This window comes from Amycolatopsis sp. NPDC104587 (genome assembly GCF_055583645.1).
Genome location: NZ_JBVJNO010000001.1, coordinates 402,915 through 417,655 on the forward strand (window position 1 = coordinate 402,915; position 14,741 = coordinate 417,655).

The 14,741-nt window shown below is 70.0% G+C and carries 13 protein-coding genes; 8 read left to right on the top strand and 5 right to left on the bottom strand.

Annotated elements, in window-relative coordinates; translation table 11 throughout:
* Positions 1-29: 29 nt before the first annotated feature.
* Complete coding sequence (locus ACZ61C_RS01950; protein WP_465301800.1) at positions 30-995, bottom strand: ABC transporter substrate-binding protein; 966 nt, start codon at positions 993-995, stop codon at positions 30-32.
* 186 nt (positions 996-1,181) lie between these two features.
* Here ACZ61C_RS01950 and ACZ61C_RS01955 point away from each other — a divergent pair, with 186 nt between their 5' ends.
* The 8 genes from ACZ61C_RS01955 to mdlC all read left to right on the top strand — a co-directional run bounded on the left by ACZ61C_RS01955 (position 1,182) and on the right by mdlC (position 10,688).
* Complete coding sequence (locus ACZ61C_RS01955) at positions 1,182-3,866, top strand: sensor histidine kinase (RefSeq protein WP_465301802.1); 2,685 nt, start codon at positions 1,182-1,184, stop codon at positions 3,864-3,866.
* A gap of 12 nt (positions 3,867-3,878) precedes the next feature.
* Positions 3,879-4,556, top strand: a complete 678-nt coding sequence (locus tag ACZ61C_RS01960) for a copper homeostasis protein CutC (protein WP_465301804.1) — start codon at positions 3,879-3,881, stop codon at positions 4,554-4,556.
* 418 nt (positions 4,557-4,974) lie between these two features.
* A complete protein-coding gene (locus ACZ61C_RS01965) occupies positions 4,975-5,187 on the top strand; it encodes a hypothetical protein (protein WP_465301806.1) in 213 nt (70 codons plus the stop codon).
* Between the two features lie 83 nt (positions 5,188-5,270).
* Positions 5,271-6,191 (top strand): hypothetical protein, encoded by a 921-nt coding sequence (locus ACZ61C_RS01970; protein ID WP_465301808.1) that lies wholly within the window; start codon positions 5,271-5,273, stop codon positions 6,189-6,191.
* Between the two features lie 166 nt (positions 6,192-6,357).
* The gene (locus ACZ61C_RS01975; RefSeq protein WP_465301810.1) at positions 6,358-8,004 is read left to right on the top strand and encodes a S53 family peptidase; all 1,647 of its coding nucleotides are present in this window, start codon (positions 6,358-6,360) and stop codon (positions 8,002-8,004) included.
* An 83-nt stretch (positions 8,005-8,087) separates the two neighbouring features.
* Positions 8,088-8,933, top strand: a complete 846-nt coding sequence (locus tag ACZ61C_RS01980; RefSeq protein WP_465301812.1) for a helix-turn-helix domain-containing protein — start codon at positions 8,088-8,090, stop codon at positions 8,931-8,933.
* Positions 8,933-9,091 carry a DUF397 domain-containing protein gene (locus ACZ61C_RS01985; protein ID WP_465301814.1) on the top strand — a complete coding sequence of 53 codons (159 nt, stop codon included), beginning with the start codon at positions 8,933-8,935 and terminating at the stop codon, positions 9,089-9,091. The genes ACZ61C_RS01980 and ACZ61C_RS01985 overlap by 1 nt, the downstream gene beginning before the upstream one ends.
* 10 nt (positions 9,092-9,101) lie before the next feature.
* Positions 9,102-10,688: a benzoylformate decarboxylase gene (mdlC, locus tag ACZ61C_RS01990; protein ID WP_465301816.1), complete on the top strand. Its 1,587-nt coding sequence runs from the start codon at positions 9,102-9,104 to the stop codon at positions 10,686-10,688.
* A 61-nt stretch (positions 10,689-10,749) separates the two neighbouring features.
* On the opposite strand, the gene ACZ61C_RS01995 is transcribed toward mdlC, so the two are convergent.
* Genes ACZ61C_RS01995 through ACZ61C_RS02010 form a run of 4 tightly spaced genes read right to left on the bottom strand, consistent with a single transcriptional unit; the run spans position 10,750 to position 14,248 of the window.
* Complete coding sequence (locus tag ACZ61C_RS01995; RefSeq protein ID WP_465301818.1) at positions 10,750-11,613, bottom strand: ABC transporter ATP-binding protein; 864 nt, start codon at positions 11,611-11,613, stop codon at positions 10,750-10,752.
* A 19-nt stretch (positions 11,614-11,632) separates the two neighbouring features.
* Positions 11,633-12,466 (bottom strand): ABC transporter permease, encoded by an 834-nt coding sequence (locus ACZ61C_RS02000; RefSeq protein ID WP_465301820.1) that lies wholly within the window; start codon positions 12,464-12,466, stop codon positions 11,633-11,635.
* On the bottom strand, positions 12,463-13,233 hold the full coding sequence (locus ACZ61C_RS02005; protein ID WP_465301822.1) for an ABC transporter permease: 771 nt from the start codon (positions 13,231-13,233) through the stop codon (positions 12,463-12,465). The genes ACZ61C_RS02000 and ACZ61C_RS02005 overlap by 4 nt, the downstream gene beginning before the upstream one ends.
* Before the next feature lie 4 nt (positions 13,234-13,237).
* Positions 13,238-14,248, bottom strand: a complete 1,011-nt coding sequence (locus ACZ61C_RS02010) for an ABC transporter substrate-binding protein (protein ID WP_465301824.1) — start codon at positions 14,246-14,248, stop codon at positions 13,238-13,240.
* Between the last annotated feature and the right edge of the window lie 493 nt (positions 14,249-14,741).

Here is a 14,741-nt window from a genome sequence, read left to right on the forward strand (position 1 = left end):
CTCCGGCGCCCCGAGGCCCCCGGCGAAAGCTAGTAGCTGTTCTGGTCCGGAAGCAGCGACTGCACATCCAACCGATCCGCCAGCTGCCCGGAGTTGTGCATCAGATCAGCCACCCGCTGCAGCCGGATGCCGTTGAGCGACGCCGGATACGAACCCAGCGAGATCAGCGACGCCGTCGTCGTGTCGATGTCGGAGAACTTCGGCAGCGCGTCGCGGACCGTCGCCGGGTCCGTCGCGCTCTGCTGGGCCGCCCCCAGCGCCTTCCGGAACGCCGCCAGCGTGCGCGGGTTGGACTGGGCGAACGGCTTGGCCGACGCATACCCCGACAGCGGGAAGTCGAGCGTCGCACCGCGGGCGCCGTCGGCCAGGATGTGGGCGCCCAGGTCCTTCTCGGCTCGGGTGATGTACGGCTCGATCATCAGGGCCGCGTCCGCGTCGCCCGCCTGGAGCGCCTGCGGCATCTGGTCGAACCCGACCGGCTTGAACTTGATCTTCGCGACGTCCACGCCTGCGGTGCCCAGCACCGAGCGCGCCGCGAGCGCGCCGACGTCGTCGAGCATGTTGACCGCGATCTCGGGGGCCTTCTTCGCCGTCGGGACCGGGTAGTCGGAGCCGGGCAGTGTGACCAGGGCCATGGTGTTCGGGCCGGACGTGTACGCCTCGCCCTGCAGCTGCAACGCCGTCCCGCCGGCCGCGGCGCGGAACATCGCGATGTCCGAAGCGAAGGTGACGTCGAGATCGCCGCTGGTCAGCTTGGCCAGGCCGTCGTCGCCGCCGAGTTCCACCAGCTGGACGTTCAGTCCCGCGGAGCCGAACTTTCCCGCCGCCACGGCGATGCGCAGCGGGGCCGTGTCGATGGCATTTCCCACACCCACACGCAGAGTGGTCCGTTCCAATGGCGGCGGGGCGGCAGGCGAGCCGGAAGAGAACACGCTGCATCCCGCGGTCGCCAGCAGCGCCGCTACCAGCGGAATCGTCCGTCCGCGTCTGATCATGAACCTTCACCTACCGCGAGAATCTGGTTCTCGTGCTGGATCGTATGGTCCGCGCCCCATACGATCGCGGGCAGGGCCGTCTCGCGCCAGCACGGCTTTCGGATCGGCATGGGGCGGGCTACCGTTCAGTAGGTTCGAGATGTCGGTACGTCCGCGGGTTCCTCCCGCGGTGGAAAAGGAAACCAGGTGACCCGTCGCGACAAGCGTCCCCGCAAGGGCGGCGACGCGGCGGATCCACGTCCGGCCGGCGGCCGCTGGCGGCTGCGGAACTGGCGCCTCGGCACCAAGCTCTTCGCCGTCCTCCTGATTCCCGCGCTGGCGGTGATCGCGCTCGTCGGCCTGAGGATCAGCTCGGACCTGCGCGACGCCCGGCAGCTCGCGGAGTTCGCCACGCGCGGCCGGGTCGACAACACGGTGGCCGAAGCCTTGCACGAACTGCAACGCGAGCGCGACCTCACGGTGCGGTTCGTTGCGCAAAACCGCCAAGGCGACACCGGCGACCTCGCCGGCCAGCGCAAACGCGTCGACCAGGCCATCGGGACGTTCGAGCGGACCCTCGCCGACAGCAAGCCCCGCCTCGACGCCAAGGCCGCGGAAAGCCTGCAGCAGACCGACGACCGGCTGCGCGTGCTCGGCGGCCTCCGGTTCTCCGCGGAGCATTCGGCGTTCCCCGCCGACGCCGTCCTGCGCTCCTACAGCGAGCTGATCTCCGGCCTGCTCGACATCAGCGACTCGGCCGCCGCCGACGTCTCCGACCCCGAGCTCGCGCGGTTGCGCCTGGCAGGCAACGCGCTGGCGCGGATCAAGGACCAGATGTCGGTCAAGCGCGCGGTGATGGCCGAGGCCCTCGCCGCGGGCACGCTCGACCGCGACCGGACGCGCGCGCTGCTCGGCGCGGAAGCCGAGCTGGCCGCCGCGCGCAACGACTACCGCACCTTCGCCACCCCCGACCAGCAGCGGATGTTCGACGACACGGTGATCGGCCTGGTCGTCGACATCGGCAACGACATGGTCGAGTCCGCGCTCACCCGCACCGAGAACAACCAGGACCTCTCGGGCCTCGACCCGAACCAGTGGGACACCTCGGCGACCCACACGGTGAACCTCGCCCACCAGGTGCAGGAAGCGCTGCTGGTCCAGTTGCAGGAACGCACGGACGCCCTTGCGGCGCAAGCACGCACGGCAGCGATCTGGGACGGCGGAGTCGTGCTCGCCGTCCTGCTCGTCGCGGGGGTGCTGTCGGTCGTGATCGCGCGGTCCCTGTTGCGCCCCTTGCGAATCCTGCGCCGGACGGCGCTGGAGGTGGCCGAGCACCGGCTGCCCGCGGCGGTCCAGGGCCTGCTCACCGACCCCGAGCCGGCGCCGGAGAACCTCCGCAAGCGGCTCGCCATCGCGCCGGTCCCGGTGTTCACCCGCGAAGAGGTCGGCCAGGTGGCCCGCGCGTTCGACGCCGTGCACGGCGAAGCGGTCCGGCTCGCCGGCGAACAGGCGATGCTGCGCGAGAACGTCAACGCGATGTTCGTCAACCTCTCGCAGCGCAGCCAGGACCTCGTCGAGCGGCAGCTGTCGGTGCTCGACCGGATGGAGGCCGACGAGCAGGACCCGGACACCCTCGCCGGCCTCTTCGAGCTCGACCACCTCGCGACGCGGATGCGGCGCAACAGCGAGAACCTGCTGGTCCTGTCCGGCCAGGACTCCTCGCGGGACGACGCCGGCGCGGTCTCGGCCGACGAGATCGTCGGCGCCGCGCTCTCGGAGGTCGAGCACTACCAGCGGATCGAGCTCGGCCCGGCGCCGCAGGTCGCGGTCCGCGGGGAGGCCGTCAACGACCTCGTGCACGTCGTTTCGGAGCTGCTGGAGAACGCGACGCGCTACTCCGGCGACACGACGGTCACCGTCGCGAGCGCCGAAACCCACGACGGCGACTGGCAGATCGAGATCATCGACCACGGCGCCGGCATGCCGCAGGCCGAGATCAACCGCACCAACCTGCGGCTGGCGAACCCGCCGGACGTCGACGTCGAGGTCTCGCGCCGGATGGGCCTGTTCGTGGTCGCGACACTGGCCAAGCGCCACCACATCGACGTCAGCCTCAGCGCGGGCCGGGACACCGGGCTGGTCGCGACCGTGCTGGTGCCGTCCGCGCTGATCGTCGAGCTGCCGCCGATGCCGGCGCCGCCCCCGCCGCCCGAGCCGGCCGCCGCTCCGGAACCCGAGCTGCTCGCGCCGCTGGCCCCGCTCACGCCGCCGGAGCCGGAGCCGGCCGAGCCGGAAGAGCTGACGCCGCCGTCGATCGAGGCCGGCCCGCCGCGCCGCGCGCCGGTGGTGGCCCGCGACCAGGCCCCGGAGTGGCCGAGCGCGGACGACGACTCGCACCTGGACTTCGACGCCCCGACCGAGCGGATGCCCGCCTACCGCGACGTCCTGTCGCGCTGGTTCGACGCGTCCGCGGCCCCCGAGGCGCCGCGCAAGGCCGTGGAGCCGCGTCCGGTGGCCGAAGAGCCGCGGCCCGCCCCGCTGGAGCCGCGGCACGCGCTCGCCCCACCACCCCCGCCACTTTCACGTGAAAGCTCCGGGGCGAACCCGGACGACGAGGACACCGATCCGCAGTTCCCGCCCGTCGCGCCGCCCGCCGCGATCGAGCCCGACTACCAGTGGCCGACACCGGCCGAGCTGGAGCAGGAGGACGGCGCGGAGGACACCTGGCCGTTCCTGCAGCCCGCCGACGCGGCGGCGAGCCCCGGAGCGGTGCCGGAGCAGCGGCCGATACTCTCTCTTTCCCCGGAAGCGGTGCGCGAGCGGATGACAAGCCTTCAAGGCGGCTTCCGGCGAGGGCGGCACGCGAGGGGAGACGACACCCGGAACCAGTGAAACGGATGAGGCATGAGCTCGAAGACGCCCCTGCTGGAAGTGATCGCGCTGGACGCGGCGGACGCCGTAGCCGCGCAAGCGGGGGGAGCCGACCGCCTCGAACTGGTTGCCGACATGGCTCAGGACGGCCTCACGCCGTCGGTCGAGACCCTGCGTGACGTGCTTGCGGCGTCGGACCTCCCGGTGCGGGTCATGTTGCGGGACAACGGTTCCTTCGCCATGGGTGACCTCGAAGGACTGCGCGCGGACACCGCCCGGCTGATCGACGCGGGCGCGCGTGAGTTCGTCTTCGGCTTCCTCACCGTGGACAGCGAGATCGACCTGGACGCCTGTGAGGCGCTGGTCAAGGAGATCGGCGGCCTGTCCTGGACGTTCCACCGCGCCATCGACCGCACGCGGGATCCGTTGCGCGCCTACGACCAGCTCGCCGCGCTCGGCTGTGACACGGTGCTCGCGGCCGGCCACCCGAACGGGGTAGCCAGTGGTCTTTCGGTGCTGCAACGGCTCGCGCAGCGCGAAGGCGGGCCGGAGCTGCTCGTCGGCGGCGGCCTGCGCGCGCAGCAGGTGCACCTCTTGCGCGCGGGCGGGGTGCGCGGGTTCCATGTCGGGAGCGCGGTCCGGCCCGGCGGCTGGCAGTTTCCGGTGGACGCCGGATCGGTGCGCACCTGGGTCGACCTCGTCAAATCCTGATCGTTTTCCGGAATTACTCGGGACATCGGCGGGATAAAACGATTTCCGCCGATGTTCTTCCGTGCGCGGTAATGGCGTCCCGTCCGGTGAATTTGCATTCGTCCCGTGCAGCGGGCGAGCCGGCGCTGCACGTGCGGCCGCACGGGCACTTCGAGGGGATGACCTGGTTGGCGGCTGATTTCGCTGCGCCGGGCTGGCTACGGTTGTCCGGCATTTCGCGATCAGGCCGATCACCAGGAATCGATCTCAGTGCGGGAGGCGGCGCCGTGTGCGCGCGTATTCAGTTCGAGACGAACTCGTTGCGAGGACAACAGGAAACGAAGAGCATGACCATGCGGTGGATTTCTGTCGCGTGGGAGCGGCTCATTCCGCGCGATTGCCGCGCGAGTGCGTCCGGAACGACCCGGAAGGCCGAATCGTGACCGGTGCGCTACCGCGGCAACGTGGACCCGAGACCTCCGAAGACGAGTTCGCGAAGCTGGGGCTCGGCGGCTCGCTCGCCCTCACCGGCCTGCTGGCCGCCGTCAAGATCGCGGAAACCGCCACGGGTGTGGTGCTGACCGCCGCCGGGGTGCTGCCCGGCGCCAGTCCTTCGCGGGAGCGGGCTCCGGCCTGGCCCGGCGGGGAATGAACGGGAGCTGCCCGGCAGCTCTCTACGGACGGAGGGCTGCCATGGACGGCAGTGGAGGGCGGGACGACCAGCGTGGTGCACGCGTGGGTCTCGCCGACGTGCGACGGCTGGAGGACGTCGTCGCCGAGCTCAGGACGCTGGACTACCGCTACGGCGGCGGCTCCTGCCAAGCGGCGGTCGAGAAACGGCTGCCCGCCGCCGTGGCGCTGCTGGACGGCGTGACCAAGACCGCCGTCCTGGCGCGGCTGTACACCGCCGTCGCCGACCTGTACAACCTGGCCGGCTGGACGAACTTCGACCAGGACCGCCCGGCCGCCGCGCTCGCCGCGTTCCGGCGGGCGCTGGAACTGGCCGTCGAAGCCGGCAACGACGACCTCCAGGCCAACATCCGCTACCGCATCGGGCGGCTGCACCTGCACTACGGCGCCGTCGACGCGGCGCTGGCGGAGTTCGCGCGGGGCCGGGAGGCGGCGTTGCTGGCGCACTCCAAGCTGGCGCAGGCGATCCTGTCGGCCAACCAGGCGTGGGCGCACGCCAAGAAGGCCGACGTCACCGAGGCCCTGACCTACCTGCGCCGCGCCCGCGAAGAGTTCGCGGAAGCCGAGGGGCGCGAGCCTTCGCCGTGGGACTCGTTCTTCGGCGCCGGCGACATGGCGGCGATGATCGGCACGGTGCACGGCGAGCTGGCCCAGGTGGTCGACATCCGGCACGGCCGCGACGGCATCCCCGCGCTCACCGACGCGATCGCCGGGTACGGCCGCGGGATGGCGCGCAGCCGGTCGCTCACGCTGATCTGGCTCGCCACCGTCCACACGCTGGACGGCGACCTCGACGTCGCCTCCGCCGTCGGCGAGGAGGCGATCGAGCTGGCGGCCGCGCTGCGGTCCCCGCGGACCCGGCAGCGGCTGCGGTCGCTGTCGGCGGCCGCGCGCCGGTTTTCCGGCAATGCGGACGCGCAGGAGATCGCCGACCGCGTCGACGCTCTCGGGCATTCCGGACAATAATCAGTTCGCAATGCCGAGGTAAACCGTTTGGAAATCAAAAAGGGGAACCGCGAAACGGCAGACAAAAGTAGGTTCCTCGGCGCGAGAGCGGTTTCTTATGCTTCTCGGCAACCTGCGGCGAGCATTCCGCGCAGGTCCGGTCCCCCTCGCCGAGAGGAAATTTCCCATGCGCTTGCGCAAGCTCGTCGCGGCCGCTGTGCCGTTGCCTGCGTTGCTCGGCCTCGCCGTGGCCGTCCCGGCCGCCGCGGCCACGGAACCCCTGGTCACGCTGGCCGACAGCGCCGCGCCGCTGGTCGGCAGCGCTCGCACCGGCGACGTCGCGGGCGGGCAGCGGATCACCGCCGCGCTCTCGCTGAAACTGCACAACCAGCAGACGCTGGAAAAGTTCCTCGCCGACGTCCAGAACCCCGCGTCGCCGCAATACCACCACTTCTTGACGCCGGCGCAGTTCTCCGCCGAGTTCGGCCCGACCCAGGCCGACGTCGACCAGGCCGTCTCATTTCTCGGGAAAGCGGGCGCGACCGGGATCGAGGTTTCCGGCAACCGGCAGGCCATCACGTTCACCGGCTCGGCGGCGCAGCTCGAATCGGCGTTCCGCACCCGGATCGGGACCTACCACGACCGGGTTTCCGGCCGCGACTTCTTCGCCAACGACGCCGCGCCGGCCGTGCCTTCGGACGTTTCGAGTGTGGTGGCGAACGTCGTCGGCCTCGACAACCACGCCGTCCGGACGCACTCGTCGGTGGCCGCCCAGCCCAACGCCGTCAAGGCGGTGACCCCACCGGTGCTCAAGACCGCTTACGGGACAAGCGGTCTCTCGGCCACCGGCAGCGGTGTGAAGGTCGGCTTCGTCGAGTTCGACGGTTACCAGAAGTCCAACATCACCAAGTACGACAGCACGTACGGCCTTTCGGCGGGCACGGTGACGACGGTCCCGGTCAGCGGCGCGAACTACGACTCCTCGCCGGGGGACGGCCAGATCGAGGTCGAGCTCGACATCGAGGTCGTGCACGCGCTGGCGGCAAAGGCCAACGACTACGTGTACGAGGCCCCGAACACCAGCGCCGGCGAACTGGCGATGTACCAGAAGATCGCGTCGGACCACACGGTGAACGTCGTCTCGATCTCTTGGGGAGCCTGTGAATCCGCGGAGGGTTCGAGCGCGGCGAAGAGCGTCAGCAACGCGATCGCGACCGGCACCGCGGAGGGCATCTCGTACTTCGCGGCCGCGGGCGACGACGGCACGACCGACTGCTACCGCCAGAACGGTTCGACGGCGAAGGCCGTGGACTTCCCGGCGTCCAGCCCGAACGTGACCGGGGTCGGCGGCACGCAGCTGACCGTGACGACGTCGAACGCTTACAGCAGCGAGAAGGCGTGGAACGACGGCGCGACGAACGGGTCCACCGGCGGCGGCATCTCGACGGTGTTCACGGCGCCGTCGTGGCAGTCCTCGCAGAGCACGACCAACCGCAAGGTCCCGGACGTCTCGGCCGACGCGGCGAGCGGCTCGGGTTACTACATCTACACGGCGGGTTCGTGGGAGACGGTGTGGGGCACGTCGGGCGCGGCCCCGCTGTGGGCGGCGTTCGCGACGCTCCAGAACCAGGTGCACGGCGGCGGCCTGGGCAACCTGAACCCGAAGTTCTACTCGATCGGCAACGGGTCCTCGTACGGCACGGGCTTCCACGACGTGACGACGGGCAACAACACCCTCCACGGCACCACTGGTTTCACCGCCGGGACGGGGTATGACCAGGTGACCGGCTGGGGCTCGTTCAAGGGCAGTGGCTTGTCGGGCCTGATCGGCTGACGTGGTGGGACGCCGGGGCTGTCGCGGATTCGCGACGGCCCCGGCGTCCGGTTTTTGTCGGTGCCCGGTGACAGAATGTGCCCATGTCAACACGAGTGGCGACCCCGAGGTCCCGCGCGCTGGGCTTCGGCCTCCGCGCGGCGAGGGTGGCGCGCGGGCTGGGGCTGCGGCAGCTGGCGCGGCAGGTGGACGTCGCGCCGCAGGTGCTGTCGCACTGGGAGAGCGGGACGAGGGTGCCGAACGTGGCGCAGGTGGGGCTGCTGCTCGGGGCGATGCAGGTGGAGCCGGTGGAGCGGGAGAGGTTGCTGGAGCTGGCGGAGTACGCGAAGGAGCCGAACTGGCTCGAGCGGAGCATTCCGGGGATCTCGCCGCGGTTGTCGGCCTTCATCGAGTACGAGCGCACGGCCTCGGCGATCTTCGCGTGGGAGCCGCTGCTGATTCCGGGGTTGCTGCAGACTCCGGAGTACGTGCGCGCGATCCTCGCGGCGGCCGGGCGCCCGCGCGAGGAGGTGGAGCTGCGGATCAAGGTGCGCCTGCTGCGGCAGGAGGTGCTGACCGGCCGCGATCCGTCGCCCTACACGGTCTTCCTGGCCGAGACCGCCCTCCGGCAGCGTCGGGGCGGCGACTCCATCATGATCCCGCAGCTCGGCCATCTCGCAGAGATGGCCGAGCGGGGGAACATCAGCCTCCGAGTCCTGCCGGACAGTGAGGACTTCCACCCGGGCCTCAACGGTTCCTTCGTGATCTTCGACTTCGCCGACCTGCCGCCGATCGTCTTTCTGGAGCAGTACCGGGGAAGTGCTTACCTCTACGATGACCAGCAGGTGGCCGATTACCGGGCGGCCCAGCGGATGATGGCGGCACTGGCCATGGGCGAGCAGGAGTCCTGCGCGCTCGTGCGGGGGGTGATCGCCGACTTGGAGGCGTGATGTGGCGCAAGTCCAGCTACAGCGGGACCGAGGAGAACTGCGTGGAGGTGGCGCTCGGCCCGGTGTCGCAAGTCCGCGACACCAAGGACCGCGCGGGTGGCACCCTCGTCGTCAGTGCGGCCGCTTGGGGGGCTTTCCTTCGCAAGACTAAGCATTAGTCTGGGGGGCATGATCAAGCGCACGGTGCTGGACGCCACCCGCGAACTCCTCCGCGAACTCGGCCTCACCACGGTGTTCGGCAACCCCGGCACCACCGAGGTCCCGTTCCTGACGGACTGGCCGGACGACTTCGACTACGTCCTGGGGCTGCAGGAGTCCGCCGTCGTGGCGATGGCCGATGCCTATTCGCAGGCCACGCGGCAGGCCGTCCTCGTCAACCTGCACTCCGCCGGCGGGGTCGGGCACGGCCTCGGCAGCCTCTTCAACGCCTACCGCAACCGGACACCGCTGATCATCGTCGCCGGGCAGCAGGTTCGTTCCCTCATCCCGCACGAACCGTTCCTCGGGGCGATGGACGCGCCGGAGTTCCCGAAGCCGTACGTGAAGTGGTCGATCGAGCCCGCCACGGCCGAGGACGTCCCGGCCGCACTGGCGCGCGCCTACCACGTCGCCACGCAGGCGCCGTCGGGTCCGGTCTTCGTGTCCGTGCCGGCGGACGACTGGACCGTCACGACCGAACGGCCCGTCATCTCCCGGCCGCGCATCCGGGGCTTCGCGCCGGACCCCGAGGCCGTCACCGAGCTCGCCGCCGCGCTGGAAGCCGCCGAGCGGCCGGCGATCGTCGTCGGGGGCGCCGTCGACCAGGACTCGGCCGTCGTGGAAACCGTCGCGCTCGCCGAACGGCTCAACGCCGGTGTGTGGGTCGCGCCGATGTCGTTCCGGTGCTCGTTCCCGGAGGACCACCCGCTGTTCCAAGGGTTCCTCGACCCCGAACGCGGCGCCGTCTCGGACAAGCTCGCGGCGCACGACCTCGTGATCGTGCTGGGCGCGCCCGCCTTCACCTACCACGTCGAGCGCGGCCGCGGGGAAGCTCCGCTGCCGCCGCTGTTCATCGTCAGCGACGACGAGCAGATCCTCGCGCGCGCCTTCGAAGGCACCGGCATCCGCGCGACGCCGAAGCTCGGCGTGCGGGCCCTGCTGAACGCCGTCGAGCGCAGTGGCCGCCCGGCACCCGCCCCGCTGGCACGTCCCGCGAAGCCCGGCGCCGACAAGCTCACTGCCGAGTTCGCCTACTCGGCGCTCGCAGACCTGTTGCCGGACAACGCGATCGTCGTCGAGGAGACGCCCAGTCACCGCGGCGCCCTGCACGACTTCCTGCCGATCACCGCCACGGATTCGGGTTTCCTGACCAACGCCAGCGGGGCACTCGGCTACGGCCTTCCGGCCGCGGTCGGCGTGGCGCTCGGCCGCCCGGACCGCCGCGTGGTGGGGGTGATCGGTGACGGCTCCAGCATGTACGGCATCCAGGCGCTGTGGACGGCCGCACGTCAGGAAGTCCCGGTGACCTTCGTGATCCTGGACAACACCGAGTACGCCGCGGTCCGCATCCTCGGCGACGCGATCGGCGGCGCGAAGCTCCCCGGGACCGAGCTGGGCGGCATCGACTTCGCGGCGCTGGCGTCGAGCATGGGGTGCCGGGGCGTGACGATCAGCGAGCCGGCCGGTCTGGTCCCGGGCCTGCGGGCGGCGCTCGCCGACCCGCGTCCGACGCTGGTGCACGTCAAGGTGGTCGCTTCCGACCGGACGTTGTACTGAAAGCGCGAAGCCGAGTCGGATCCGATCGGATCCGACCCGGCTTCGCCGCCTCCGGAACTCCTCAGCTGCCGGTCTTGCTGCGCTCCGTGACGTCGGAGTTCTGCTCCGCCAGCTCCCACTCCGCGGCATCGGAAGCGGCGGTGGCGGCCTCCGCGGTCCTTCCGCCGTGCAGCAGCCGGGCCACCTCGCCGCGCAGCGCCACGAACTCCGCCGACTCACGCGTCGTGATCTGGTCGCGCGTGGCCGGCAGGCCGACCGGCAGGTCTGCCACGATCGACGCCGGTGACTTCGACAGCACCAGCACCCGATCGGACAGGTACACGCTTTCGTCGATGTCGTGGGTGACGACCAGGATCGTGCTGCCCTGCTCGCGCTGCACCCGCCGGGTCAGGTCCTCCAGCTCGAAGCGCGTCTGGGCGTCGACCGACGCGAACGGCTCGTCCATCAGCAGCAGCGCCGGCCGGCTCGCCAGCGCGCGGGCGATCGAGACCCGCTGCTGCATACCACCCGACAGCTGCCACGGGAACTTGCCGCCGACGCCCGACAGCCCGACCTGCTCCAGTGCTTCGGCCGCCCGCTTGCGGCGCTCTGCCTTCGAGAGCTTCCGCCAGCGCAACGGGAATTCGACGTTCTTCTGCACCGATAGCCACGGGAACAGCGAACGGCTGTAGTCCTGGAACACGACGGCGAGGTCGTCCGGTACCCCCGAAACGCGGTCACCGTGGAGGCTCACCGTGCCCTCGGTCGGCGGGGTCAGCCCGGCGATGCAGCGCAGCATCGTCGACTTCCCGCAGCCGGACGGGCCGACGATGCTGGCCAGCTGCCCGGCCTCGACGGTGAACGACAGGTCGTTCACCGCGGTGTGCGCCTTCGCGCCCGTGCCGTAACGGTGACTGAGGCCGGACACTTCGAGCATGGTTGACATGGGAGAGGCCTTTCCAGCGTCAGTCGCGGCCGAGGCGGGTCGGCTGCCAAGCCAGCACCCGCCGCTCCGCGGCCAGGAAGATCGTGTTGAAGACGTAGCCGAGGATGCCCAGCAGCACCAGCCACGACCACATGGTCGGGAAGTCGAAGTCCTGCTGGGCGTTGATCAGCGAGCGGCCGATGCCGTTGTACGCACCGACCAGCTCGGAGACGACCATGAGCAGCAAGGAGATCGACAAGCTCACCCGCAGCCCGGCGAAGATCTTCGGCGCCGCCGCGGGCAGCACCACCAACGCGATCCAGTAGCGCTTCGGTGTGCGGAACGATCGAGACGTCTCCACCTTGACCTGGTCGACCGAGCGCACGCCGTCCACCGTGTTGAGCAGCACCGGCCAGATCGCACCGAAGATGATCGAGCCGGTCTGCATACCCGAGCTCAGCCCGAACAACACCACGAACACCGGGATCAGCGTGGGTGGCGGGATCGAACGGAAGAACGCGAACAGCGGGCCGAGGTAGTCCATTCCCTTCTCGGACCGTCCGACCAGCACCCCGAGCGCGATGCCGGCGACCGCGGCCAGCGCCCAGCCACCGAGCGTCCGGCCGAGGCTGGGGAACACGTTTTCGAAAACGGCATCGGTGAGGAAGAGGTGCGACGCGGGGCCGGTGAACCACAGCTTTCCCGCCGCGACCGCGATCTCCGTGGGCGGTGGGAAGAACTTGCTGCCGCCGGCCCGGGCGGCGAACTCCCAAAGCACGACGAGGATCGCGAACAGCAGCCAGTTGCGAAGCACGGCCGTGGCTCCCCGGGCGGCCCGGCGCCCCACCCGGCCGGAAAGAGTCGCCGTGCTCACGCGATCGCCTCCCGATCCACTGTGCTCCACCGGAACAGCCGCTTGCCGAGCTGTTCGAGCCCTTCGTTGATCGCGAACCCCAGCAGGCCCGCGACCACCGTACCGGCCAGGACGAGGTCGAACCGCGTCGAACCGGTGCTGGCGACCAGGATGAAGTTGCCGAGGCCGACCTCGGAACCGGCGAGGAACTCGGTGCTGACCACGGCGATCAACGCGATGGCGGCCGAGAGCCGGAGCCCGGTGAAGACGAACGGCGCGGTGTTCGGCAGCGCGACCGAGAACAGGGTGCGGAACCGGCTGGTCCCGCAGGCCCGGGCCGTCTCCATCAGCACCGGGTCGATCTCGCCCATGCCGTAAACGGTGTTGAACATGATGGGCCACAGGGAGGCGTACACGGCGAGCGTGATCTTCGCTTCGGGGCCGGAGCCGATGACGAGCAGCACCAGCGGGATGAGCGCGGCGACCGGGATCGGCCGGAGGAACTCGACGATCACGGCGGTGGCGGTGCGCAGCACCGGGATGCTGCCGAGCAGCAACCCGGCGGGCACCCCGATGGCCGCGGCGATCAGGACGGCGATGAGCCAGGCCAGCATCGTCGCGACGACGTCGCGCAGGAAGGAAGGATCACCCAGCAGCTCGCCGACGGTGACGAGGACGACGCTGGGGGGCGGCACGAACGTTTTGCTGACCAGGCCGACCTGGACGACGACCTCCCAGAGCAGGAGGAAGCCGACCAGACCGGCCAGGTTGCGGAGCAGTTTCCCCACGACGTCAGCTGGTGCTCGCCTGCGGGGCGATCATCGACGCAGCGTCCACGGGCGTCGTGATGGCGCCCAGCTGCAGCATCAGGTCGGGAACACGCTGCATGCGCCGGGCGTCGAGGAGCGACTGCCAGCCGGGCAGGGTCAGCAGCTTCGCCGTGTCCTCGTCGATCTTCGCGTACTTCACCAGCAGCGGCTCGACCTTCGAACGGTCGTTGATCACGTCGCGGGTGGCCTTCTGCATCGCGCGCTGGAACGCGGCGAGCGTCTTCGGGTTCGACTGCACCCACTTCTTCGTGGCGCCGTACCCGGTGAGGGGGAAGCTCTCGCTGGCGCCACTGTTGATGTCGATGACGGGGATGGCGCCGACGGTCTTGGCGGCCTGGGTGATGAAGGGCTCGGGCAGGTAGGCGGCATCCACCTGGCCCTGCTGCAGGGCGGCCGCCATGTTCGGCAGCGGGATGAGGACCCAGTTGACCTTGCTGTAGTCCACGCCGTGGTCCTTCATCACCGACCGCGTGAGCAGATCGGTCGCCGTGTTCTTGGCGGTGATGGCGATGCGCTTGCCGGCGAGGTCGTTGACCGTCTTGACCGACGAGTTCGGGACGGTGAGGATCGCGTTGCTCTTCGAGCTCATCGACGTGCCGTCGGCCACGAGCTGGATGTCCGCCGCGCCGGTGCTCTTCGCCGTGAAGAACGGACCGTAGGTCGACTGCGTGATGTCGACCTCACCCGAGATCGCCTTCGTCATCGACACCTGGCCGCTGGCGGCGGTCACCGATTCGACGTCGAGGCCTTCGGCCTTGAAGTAGCCGCCGTCCTGGGCCAGCCAGAACGGCGCGAGGTCGGTGGTGGGGATGATCGAGACCTTGATCTTCGACTTCTCCGGGCCGCCTCCGTTCGACGAGGCGTTCGAGTCGTCCGAGCCGAGCGCGCTGCAGCCGGTGAGGGCTGTGGCGGCTGCGACGGTGAGGGCGAGCCCGAGCGCGGCGCGGCGAGTGCGAACCCGGCCACTGCTCATGGCGTTTCCAAGCAAGGCCTGCTCCTTGGTGAAAAGTTGGTGGACCGAATCCAATGGATGTGGGTGACTCATTGCCCGGAGTCACGCGGGCCACTGTAGAGAACGTGACAGCCTGCTCACAACGGGTGGGATCAATACCCAGGAGCGTGGTACGCGTCACTCTTTAGGCCTCTGGTCTAGACCCGCTGCTCCACTCGCCGTAGCCGTTTACCCAGCGTAAGGCCCAGATTCGAATAAGCGGATGATCGGCGGCGTGCGACATGAGCGAACGCTGTGCAACATCCAGCCCGTGTTGTCGGGAGGGTTACATCTTCCCCTGGCGTTCGCTACCCTCTGCACCTGCGGGGAGGTATCAACCTCCGATGTGGTGAGAGAGAGTGCCTGGATGGCCGATCAAGACGACTTCTGTCGGTCTACCAGCACACGCTGTGCTTTTCCTGAGAGATTCTGCCCCGCGACGACGACTTCCTGGCCGGGCACTGCCGCCGTGCCG